The following is a 9,867-nucleotide window of genomic DNA, read 5'->3' as shown; positions in this document are numbered from 1 at the left end:
CCCAAATATTTCTAAGTAAATTTTTTGGGAGTTTATTAAAAACGAATCTAAATTTTGAACGATTGAAAGGGAAGGTATGTGAGGTTGAAAAAATTTTTTAAGTCGCTAAAAATTTTGGTAATTTTTCTTTGTACTTTTATTATTTTAGCTGCAATGCTATCTTTATCCCCAAAAGAATCAGTTCGCTTAAGAATTGCAATGGATGGGCATCCACTAATTGCAATAAAATGTAATCCAAAATATTTTTCAAAATCAAAAAAATATTTCAAAGAACCGGTTTATTCAATTGAAAGTGAGTATGGTTATGCAGCGTCTGATAGGTCTTATGAAGTATATAACTTTAAAGTTCAGAAACGTTTTGTGTTTAATTACGCCAAGCATATTGTACCTTCTGTTTAATTATGTTGAGCATATTGTATCTTGATGCAGTTAGTATAAAATTGGACAAGAGAAGCATAATTATCTGTACACGATAAAATTCTGGATGATTGAGCCTATTCATTTTTAAACGGAAAATATAAGGGCCAATTGCTGATTAGTATGTACTGGTGAATGTACAGAGACTTACGAAAGTATAAAGGGGGGGGAGACTACAATGCTTGGGAAAAAGAAACTAATAGTTTATTTAAGTAAAGTAAAAAGGAACCCTTTTGTGATTTTATGGGTCCTACTCTGCATAGGTCAAGGAATAGCGATGTTTGTTGATCCACCATCTTTTCAATACACTTCAGAGAAGCTAAGAATAGATGTTATTTATATGATGTACAGACTGTTATCCTGGTTTATATGGACTATGAAGCTAGCATTACCAGCACTTATTTTAAGCTTATTTCCAACTTATTTTTTCTCAGGTATTTTTCTTTCGATAATTGGTTCGGGTCAATTTTCTGTTGCACTAATACCGTTAGTAGTTGAAATCATGACATTGCATTTTCAAGTGATTAGTGATTGGGGGATATTGTTAGTTAACTCTGTTTATTTAATTGGGATATTAATAATACAATTAATTTGGTTCAGTTTTATTAAGAAGCTTAGTGAATCATACAAATATCGATTACAATATGACCACAAGAAATCTTTTATTATCAATTGGTGGAATGCTTTTAAAGAAGTAGGTTCCTCTGAATTCAAAGTTCTGCTGGTTGTGTATTTCAGCGTGCTTATTTTAAAAGTATTAACTATATTGCTATAAAATGAATTAGATAGTGAGTTTCTTTCAACGCAGAAATTTTTCAAGAACATTTTTTTAAATAAAATCCGACTTTTATTAAAATACTGATACTATCTGTGCTGGCCCTCTGTTTAGATAGCTATCGGTTGTCGTGATATAATGAAAGTACAAAAAGAAAGACCTGTTTAAGCAGGTCTTTCTAAACAAGCCGCTTCAAAGACGGTGACAAAAATTACAAAACTTTCAAAAGTTCGTCCTGTAACTCGCCAAAGTTATAGCAGGGCGGCTTTTTTATTTGTGCTGGTCAATATAACTGAGTGGCGCAATTAAAATGTGCCAAACAGCAACATCAACGAAAGCATCTGGAAGACGCTCATTAACTGTGAACCCTTTCCAAGATTTGCTCCATGATCCCATAGACATTATCTCGTAAGGGAAAGGACGGCCACTGCCCTTAAAATTTCTTGCGATTTCTATTATACAGATAAATTGGGGTGTAACCCAATTCTGTTAAAGTTTGTTACATCATCTCAATGTGGCGAATATCCCAACGATGATTTTACTGGACCTTTTTGGTTTGATAAGTTTTTAAATTTTGATGGGTTGCGTTATTCTACGCGCTGTAAGAGCCGCTGCGAGTGTAATAGACGGTGTTGCCAATTTTGTATTTACTCAATATGATGGCACCCTGGTCACCGTCAAACAATGAAAATGGGCGATGAAGATTAGTCATTGTTAGGCGATATTGATAGTGGCCGGATTTGGCAACCCGCTGATCATGTACACCGGTGATATGGTGTGAGTAATACAAATAACGGGTATTGCCCTTAACGATTGTTTTATTTATTTTTGCGAATGATTGTGGAATTAAACTAAATAATTGATTGTTCTTCGTTTGTCCGGGAATAATTGGATAGAATTCAACGTTACCATCCGGAGTGATTTTTAACTGATCAGTTGTCGGAGTGAATGGATCGATTTTGGGGGTATGCGGATATTTATTGAGAATCCCCCACGAATAGGTTGGCAGATATTTGGGCGTTGTAATTCGTTTAAACCGGCGATTAAGTGATTGCTTAGATTTAGCCGTCACGCTAATAGCAAAGTTTGGCTCTGCAAATTGTTTGGAAACTTTGGGCTTCAGCAGGTGATAACTTAATGAATCAAAATCAAGATTAAAGCTATATCGGACAAGTCCTTTATCCGAGTCATTAAATTTGTTTCCAGAAACAATGGTATTTTGGGGGATTCTGAGGACTTTAGGGTGAACCAGCTTTGTGTTTTGCCGATCACTAAACTTGATTGTCACGTTAACGGGTTTCAAAGTGCGATAAAACTTGATATGATACCAAATATGACCGTAATTTTTTTTAATACTTGCAAGCTCCTTTTTAGAAACGGGCTGGACAGAAACCGCATCGGGATCGTCGTTCAAAGACGCTTGCACATGGAAGGCGGCGGTAAAACCTAAGAGCGCAACAGTAGCAATTAATAAATTGCGGAATTTCTTCTTCATTTGGCAACCTTCTTTCTAATGTCAGTATCGCTTGTGGCCATCAATTTGTCAAAAGCTTAAGCTCTTGAACAATATCCGTAATCATTTAGCTTGAAGGTGAACCATCGTCTGTTGAAAGGCGGCTTGAGGTCTCTTGGCCAGTAATAATAACAGCGATATGCCAATTTCAAGTAGCGCAATAAGCAACATGTATTCAGTTTCAAAGGTGGTAGGGGCTTGGGAAAAGGCACTGGTGATTTCGGGGAAGCGACTAGATCCATTAAACTATGAAGGACAATACTAATCCAAATTGTGCCAGTGTAGAGGGTAATCGTTGCAAGGATGAATCCAGTTCCAATGGCACCGATCAGTTGAAGCAAGGTGGCTGGTAAACTCTGATGATTAAGATTACTAAGGTGCCATAGGCCAAACAAAAGCGAAGAAATTAGAATTGGCTCAAGAATTTGGGCCTTGTTGTTTGGATGTTTAAACCGTAATAGTTGCCAGAAAATTGCGTATCGGAAAATAAACTCTTCATAGCAGCAAACCGAGATGACGATCATAACAAAGTAGGCTAGCGGACCACTTACTGGCTGCCAATCAAAGTGATAAAAAATGTTATGCCAACTGGCGGCCGTTGCATTCAATTCGAGGCAGGCTACCAAGCAAATTATGAATAGCCAAGTGACGTGAATTTTAGAATTAATTTTAAACTTTGGTAAGTTAAATCTCCACTGATGCATCACATAGCCCGTAGTGGCAAAAAGAAATAAATAGCTGATAATTGCTAATATGGAGGTACCGTTAAACTTGATGGCAATCTGATCAGCGTAGTAGGGGTTAAATCCCAGCACGCCCAAACGATAACTGGTAGTGGGGAAAAAATATAAATAAGCAAAAATAATCAGCATTCTAGCGATTGGGCCGGTTTCATCAATGATAATGATCTTGATGTAAGGGATTAAACTGATTACAGCGATTAGAAATGCTAAATAAATGATCGGCATTTTCGCTGAACGGGATTGTTCAATTAAAGGATGCAGCAAAAAAGCGATACTCAAAAATACTAAGTTGGGGTAAAATGACGTTATCAGCAATCGAAGACAGATTTTAATGCCTTTTGGCAAAAACGACTCGTTGGCCGTGTGGTTAAGGCTGGGGATTATTAGGCCAATGATTGGGATGCCAAACAAAATAACCAGGTTGCCCCAGCTGCCGAATTGAGCCATTGTGAATTGAGCGTTAATCAGCAGTGATCCGCTTAAGATAGCAATGATCAATGTACATTGAATTTTAAAAATTAGTGAAACCGAATGAGTGAACCGTGGTGTTAAAGTTGCCATAATTAGTTAACTTCTTTTTTATTTTTTTAAAAATAAAGAGCACGAATAAACTATCTCTACTAAAAAGCCGCCAACGCTCAGAAAACATTGGCAGCTTTACTAATTTTAATCATGTTCGTTCAACCATTTATCCATAACTGAAATGAATTCATCGTGCTGATCCAGCAACGCTAAATGCCGACTGTTGGCAAATAAGTGCCATTTGGCGTTTGGAATGTGATCATAAACGGATTTGGCAATCAGTGGTGTGCACAGGTCATCAGTGCCATTGGTAACCAAAACCGGAACGTGGATATTTTTTAATTGATCGGTAACATCGAAATCGCTGATGGTACCATTTTCAGTGAATTCGTTTGGCCCCTCGGCGATTAAGCTGGCTTTCTTACCGTTGGTTGGTCGCCTTAATGGTTCCGGTGAATTTTCATCGGGATCATCCCAGCAATAACGTTCCATATACCTATCATTGGCAGCTAAGTATTTTGGCCCGGAAAAGTCACCGGTGCGTTCGGCTTCGCTAATTGCCTGCCGATCTTCATAGCTTAAGTATTTGATTAATCGATGCTGCTCTTTAACCCATAATTTAATGGAAGCGGGTGAGCCATCGATCATAACACTCTTGATACCGGATTGATCGTAATTGGTCAGATAGAACATCTCGAGCATGCCACCCCATGATTGGCCAAGCATATGGATGTTGTCCAAGTGCAGGTATTTTCGTAGGGCGATTAATTCCTCGGCCCAAGTCTCTTTAACGTAGACGGAGCGGTCATCGGGGATCGACGACTTCCCACAACCCACCTGATCGTACATAATGAGTTGTCGTCCAGTAGCCGCGTAATCGTCTAATAATTCAAAGTAGTTGTGTGAGGAACCCGGACCACCGTGAATTAGTAATAACGGGGCCTTATTTTCACTGGGCTCGCCAACGATTCGATAGTAGGTTTTGTAGCCGCGAAACGGCATGTATCCTTCCTGAACCTTAATTGTGTTTGTGTCCATAGCATCAAATCCTTTCATTAAGAAAATTTCTTTGTTGGCTTCGATTATACTACTGGATGACAAAATTTATTAGGGGATTTTAATTTTTCCTTAGTAATTAGACTGGTTGATCCACCATCGAGGATTAGCTTTGGTAGGCATTAACATTAAAATAAACATGATAATATTTCCCACGACGGGAACCAGAAATAAGAGGATGAACCAATTACTAAGATTGAGATCGTGAAGCCGGCGGGCTCGAAGTGTAAATTGGCCGATAATGACAACCAGACAGATTCCCATAGCGATTAATACAATAATCGCCCGTGGTATTGAATCGGGTGGTGCGAGCCCCAAGTTAACGGAGCCGTATTTGGTGTAGTGCTGCCATTGTTGGGTAACCAGGCAATAGCCAAAGAAAATTAAGCGGTTGGTTATCCACGGAATCCAGTATTGGCTTCGAGTAGCGGTCGCGTTAAAGACAAATGCTTTTGACCAAAACTCCAAGTAGGCCATGAATGGGTGAAATTGTTTAGCGGATTGGGTCATGAGATGGGTGTGAACCTCCGATTATCCAACCACAGCCCTTAAGATAATACCAATTAACGCCTTGGGCATTGATAAGTTTTGTGATTTTGTAAGTTGTTTTTGGCTTAGTGAAGCCGGTTAATGTAAACGTCACTTTTGAAGCGTGACTGAAGAGACGAGCTTTGTACAAAGCAAGGCTTGACTTGGCATTGGTAGTGTAAGCTTTAGGTTTTGAATAAGTAGTTCGTTTTGAAACCTTCATGGTAATTGAATCAGAAATTGAAGTCGGCTTGGATTTAGCCGAGGTGGCAGCGGCGATTGCTGTTGTGCCGGTAAAAAGTGGGCCGGTTGTCAGTAACGAAAACCCAAGAACTGCTAGAATTGATTTAACGATTACCTTTTTCAATTAAGTTGACTCCTTTAAATTGCTTTATAACGAATATTTTAATGCCAATTGTGATATGGATTGATATTAGGATATGCTGGATTTAAAAAAATGTCAAACGACTTTTTTACTAAAAGGCATTATTAAAGCTAAATCCTGTGATATTATAAAAGAAATTATCAAAATAATGCTGGAGGAATTCATTTGGACTTAAAGCACTATCGGTATCGGAGACGGGCTCGGATTAAGCACCAGTTGATTTGGTTTAGTTTGCTTATTCTTTATTTTAAAGTTTGTTTTTCTTTGTTGATTTGGGGATATGAAAAATCTGATATTGGCGAAAATTGGAGCTTGGGGATGATATCTTGGGTTGAACTACTATTACTGGTAATCAGCTTGGGAATAGCGGCAGTCATAACTCATTTATTGGCAGGGCCGCTTGAATTAAAGAAACTTGATTAGGTTGAGTTAATTTCAATTCGACTGCAAATTGAAATTATTAGGGAGTTGATCTGATGGGATTTTGGGTGATGACAGTAACTTTACTGCTTGGTATTGGCTTAATTACGTTGGGCGTTAAGGTAGTGTGGCTGTCAAAAATGACAAAATGGTTGTTAATTGGCTTGGGAGCAATCCTGATGATTCTTGCAATCGGTTTGATAACACCAATTGGCGCCGGGTTACTTCAAAATATTTAAAAATATCTATGATAAATAAAAATTCCCTTCACGGGTATGCAATACGGCAACCATGAAGGGATTTTAATTACTGAAATTAATGGTGGTTAAAAATTGAGATGATATTTAATCGCATAGGAAACCGGCTGATCTTTTTTGATGGTCATTTCCGAGAAGTCTTTTTCCCGACCGGGTTTAGGGAGAATCATTGGCTCCATCGCAACGCCTTCATGCGGATAGCCAATACCATCTGTTCGGACAAAGTTCATATGATCTTTCGTAAACGAATTGGCGGTAAAAAGAATCATACCATTTCGACTGGATTCAATTGTAACTGCGCAATGCGTTTGCGGATCGCTTAATGTTGCGATAATGTTGTTCTCGTCCGGGTTAACGGCAAAAACGTCGTCAAAGCCTTTTCCTTGGTATCAGCCATGCCATTAATTGCGTCACCCAGGCTTTTAGTTTGGCGAAAGTCATACGGCGTACCGGCAACGTCGATGCGGTCTTCGGTTGGAATCTTTTTTTTCGTCTAGTTTAAGTGCCTGATCCGAATTTAACTTTAGTTGATGATTCATAATATCCGTTGTTTTCCCAAGGTTGAAGTAAGTGTGCTGCGTGGGATTAAAGACTGTGTCGGCCGAACTTTTGGCAGAAAAATTCATTGAAACAACGTTGTCAGAAGACAGCGTGTAGGTAATCGTAACGTCCATATCACCGGGAAAGCCGTCCTCTTCAGCTTTCTGTAAATGATGCATGATAATAACATCGTTGCCGTCCTGTTTGCCAAGGGTTCCTTGCCAGATTTGGGTGTTGAATCCGTGGGGACCGCCATGAAGCGTTGTTGTTCCTTCGTTTTGTGGTAGTTGGGTTTGCTTGCCATCAACGACTAGTTGACCATCAGCGATTCGGCCGCCAACCCGACCAATGCCCATGCAAATATAAAATGGGTTTTCAAAATAATCCTGACTGTGTTCAAAGTTCAATACAAGATTGCGGGTTCCACCATTTTGATCGGGAACATTTAGTTCGTAAAGGGTTGAGCCGAGTGTAATAACTGAAATTGAGACGTTATTTTGGTTTGAAAGGGTGAATTTATCGATTTGATGGTCGTTATAATCATCAAACTTTTCAACTTTTCCGACTGTATGAGTGTCTGACATGGTTAATAAGCCTCCAGAATTTAGTTTTAAAAATGAGCATGCAACTTAAAAATGCATACGCTTACAATAAAAGCATATTTTATTTATCCGGATAAGTCAACGCCTGATTTATTTATAATGATGAATTGCTCAGAAATGGTGTGCCATTTAGCAGTTGATGCTGTAATTTCTTGGCGTAATAAAGCTCTCCAGGGTCAACCTGGAAGCTACAATTAATGATTCAGCCTTCCAATAACAGCTGCCGAGAAGATAGAGCTAAACCGTCAAATCATTATCCTGCTTAATCTCAACGGCTTGGCGGTAAAGTCCCGTGATGACCGAAAGAATAATCAGCCAAAAAAGGTTTCCTAAAATTGTATCCCAATTTGCGCCCAAAAAGCCAACGTGTAGCTGGTATAACCAGCCCACCGGTAGTTGGTTGGCCAAGGCGATGATGACATTACCGATTTTTAGGTAATAGGAGTACAAAATAAAAATGAACCGTTTGATTGGAATTGCCCATCAAACGGTTCATTTTCGAATTAAATATTTAGTTGTAATTAATGATTCGCTTTAACAGCCAGTTTCTTTAATCCCGGTAAGGTCATCATCGTGGTAAAGCTGATAATGTAAAGGACGGATAGGAACCCCATAACAACGGCAATTGAGTAATGATCCATTAAAATACCGATAACCACTGAAGAAAAGCCACCAACTGCCCGGCCGATGTTTACGATAATGTTATTTGCGGTTGAGCGGATTTCAGTCGGGTAAAGCCGACTGATAACGGCACCGTAACCACCGAACATCCCGTTTGAGAAGAAGCCGACGATGGCACCAATAATCAGCAGCGAAATCGTGTTGTGGGCCAACGTAATTGTGTAAACCATCGCAGCCGAAGCGATCAGGAAAATTCCGAAAGCTCGGCGTGGTCCAAAGAAATCAAGGATTGAACCAAAGGTCATCATCCAAGGCTCATCCCAATAATGGTTGCGATCATCCAAAGCGATGAACCGGAAACGTTTAAGCCGAGTTGCTTTTGAACAATAATTGGCAGCCAGTTCATTAAACCGAAGTAACCGGCAATTTGAACGGTCGTCATAATCATCAGCGCAAAGCTTTGATAAGCCAGCTTTGGTGAGCTGAACATAAATTTAACAACGGCACTGGTTGTCGATTCGGTTTCTGCTTTCTTGGCTTCCATAAAAGCAGTTGTTTCAGTTAAATGACGCCGAACAAAGTAGGTTAACACTACTGGGACCAGTCCGATTAGAAAGAGGGCGTGCCATCCAAGGTGGGGAATGATAAAGGCAGCGGCCACCGCGGCCAAAATGGCACCAATCTGGCCGCCAATTGCGGCAACTGATGTCATCTTGCCGATTTGGTTTTTATGAAATGATTCGGCAATTAGTGAAATGCCGACGCCATATTCACCACCGGCACCAATACCGGCTAGGAACCGCAGAACGTAGATGAGGGTAATATTATTGGCGAAAGCCATCGCAGCAGTCGCAAAAGCAAAGATGAAGATGGTGTAAGTAAAGGTTTTAACCCGGCCGAATCGATCACCAATTAAGCCGAACAAGACCCCACCAAATAACATTCCCAAGTTTGTGATGGAACCAATCAATCCGGCAGCACCACCGCTTAAATGAAGTTGGCTGATCATCGAACTCATCGCAAAAGATAGAAAAAGCACATCCATATTTTCTAATGCGAAGCCAGAACTGGTTGAAGCGATCACCCATTTCTGATTTTTCGTAAAAGCATGGCTGTGCGTAACGGTTGTATTTGTATTTTCCATATAGTCGTCCTCCAAAATGAGCGCTCACCGACACTCGTTATTTTTTCTGCTGGAAATAGTATGACATGAATGATTGGAGAATGCAAGAACGAGCCGATTCAAATAGGTATGACGGGAATTAATTCAAAATATCAATAACGGTTTGTTTGACCTTGATAAAACTCGGCGTATCAAGCAGGCCGATATATTTAGCGTGCCTTTTTTCAAGGTCGTAGGTGTAAAATTGTAATGGGTTAACAAAGCCATCAATATTTTTGATATAAGGTAAGGAAACACGTTCTTTTAAGGACGTGATAAATTGCCCTTTTTTGCATTTAAAAAGCAGTTCTAATAATTATAAAATC

The 9,867-nt window shown here is 39.5% G+C and carries 12 protein-coding genes and 1 pseudogene; 4 read left to right on the top strand and 9 right to left on the bottom strand.

Features of this window, described 5'->3' with window-relative positions; genetic code table 11:
• Positions 1–84: 84 nt before the first annotated feature.
• Positions 85–399 (top strand): hypothetical protein, encoded by a 315-nt coding sequence (locus JCM14108_RS13040; protein ID WP_051996213.1) that lies wholly within the window; start codon positions 85–87, stop codon positions 397–399.
• Between the two features lie 196 nt (positions 400–595).
• Positions 596–1,192: a hypothetical protein gene (locus tag JCM14108_RS13035; protein WP_035181362.1), complete on the top strand. Its 597-nt coding sequence runs from the start codon at positions 596–598 to the stop codon at positions 1,190–1,192.
• A 592-nt stretch (positions 1,193–1,784) separates the two neighbouring features.
• On the opposite strand, the gene JCM14108_RS13030 is transcribed toward JCM14108_RS13035, so the two are convergent.
• The 5 genes from JCM14108_RS13030 to JCM14108_RS13010 all read right to left on the bottom strand — a co-directional run bounded on the left by JCM14108_RS13030 (position 1,785) and on the right by JCM14108_RS13010 (position 5,921).
• Positions 1,785–2,687 carry a hypothetical protein gene (locus JCM14108_RS13030; RefSeq protein WP_035181360.1) on the bottom strand — a complete coding sequence of 301 codons (903 nt, stop codon included), beginning with the start codon at positions 2,685–2,687 and terminating at the stop codon, positions 1,785–1,787.
• A 56-nt stretch (positions 2,688–2,743) separates the two neighbouring features.
• Positions 2,744–4,009, bottom strand: coding sequence for a CPBP family intramembrane glutamic endopeptidase (locus JCM14108_RS13025; RefSeq protein WP_035181359.1), 1,266 nt, complete (start codon positions 4,007–4,009; stop codon positions 2,744–2,746).
• A 105-nt stretch (positions 4,010–4,114) separates the two neighbouring features.
• Entirely contained in the window at positions 4,115–4,993 is an 879-nt protein-coding gene (gene pepI / locus JCM14108_RS13020; RefSeq protein WP_035181364.1) for a proline iminopeptidase, read from the bottom strand.
• Positions 4,994–5,098: 105 nt separating this feature from the next.
• Entirely contained in the window at positions 5,099–5,536 is a 438-nt protein-coding gene (locus tag JCM14108_RS13015) for a DUF805 domain-containing protein (RefSeq protein WP_051996211.1), read from the bottom strand.
• Positions 5,520–5,921, bottom strand: a complete 402-nt coding sequence (locus JCM14108_RS13010; protein ID WP_035181358.1) for a hypothetical protein — start codon at positions 5,919–5,921, stop codon at positions 5,520–5,522. The genes JCM14108_RS13015 and JCM14108_RS13010 overlap by 17 nt, the downstream gene beginning before the upstream one ends.
• A gap of 183 nt (positions 5,922–6,104) precedes the next feature.
• Here JCM14108_RS13010 and JCM14108_RS13005 point away from each other — a divergent pair, with 183 nt between their 5' ends.
• Together JCM14108_RS13005 and JCM14108_RS14730 are read left to right on the top strand one after the other, a co-directional pair.
• Positions 6,105–6,362, top strand: coding sequence for a hypothetical protein (locus JCM14108_RS13005; RefSeq protein WP_035181356.1), 258 nt, complete (start codon positions 6,105–6,107; stop codon positions 6,360–6,362).
• 68 nt (positions 6,363–6,430) lie between these two features.
• Positions 6,431–6,598, top strand: a complete 168-nt coding sequence (locus JCM14108_RS14730) for a hypothetical protein (protein WP_156654987.1) — start codon at positions 6,431–6,433, stop codon at positions 6,596–6,598.
• An 86-nt stretch (positions 6,599–6,684) separates the two neighbouring features.
• Here JCM14108_RS14730 and JCM14108_RS14180 read toward each other — a convergent pair whose 3' ends face one another.
• The 4 genes and pseudogenes from JCM14108_RS14180 to JCM14108_RS12985 form a co-directional block, all read right to left on the bottom strand.
• On the bottom strand, positions 6,685–6,885 hold the full coding sequence (locus tag JCM14108_RS14180; protein ID WP_051996209.1) for a hypothetical protein: 201 nt from the start codon (positions 6,883–6,885) through the stop codon (positions 6,685–6,687).
• A 168-nt stretch (positions 6,886–7,053) separates the two neighbouring features.
• Positions 7,054–7,740, bottom strand: a complete 687-nt coding sequence (locus tag JCM14108_RS12995) for an aldose epimerase family protein (RefSeq protein ID WP_051996207.1) — start codon at positions 7,738–7,740, stop codon at positions 7,054–7,056.
• A 255-nt stretch (positions 7,741–7,995) separates the two neighbouring features.
• On the bottom strand, positions 7,996–8,208 hold the full coding sequence (locus tag JCM14108_RS12990) for a hypothetical protein (RefSeq protein ID WP_035181354.1): 213 nt from the start codon (positions 8,206–8,208) through the stop codon (positions 7,996–7,998).
• Between the two features lie 71 nt (positions 8,209–8,279).
• Positions 8,280–9,523 (bottom strand): annotated as a pseudogene (locus tag JCM14108_RS12985) (MFS transporter).
• Positions 9,524–9,867: the final 344 nt, after the last annotated feature.

It is taken from the genome of Lentilactobacillus farraginis DSM 18382 = JCM 14108 (assembly GCF_000583655.1).
Lineage (GTDB): Bacteria > Bacillota > Bacilli > Lactobacillales > Lactobacillaceae > Lentilactobacillus > Lentilactobacillus farraginis.
The sequence above is the reverse complement of the archived record's forward strand: the minus strand, read 5'-3'. Positions and strand labels throughout refer to the sequence as shown.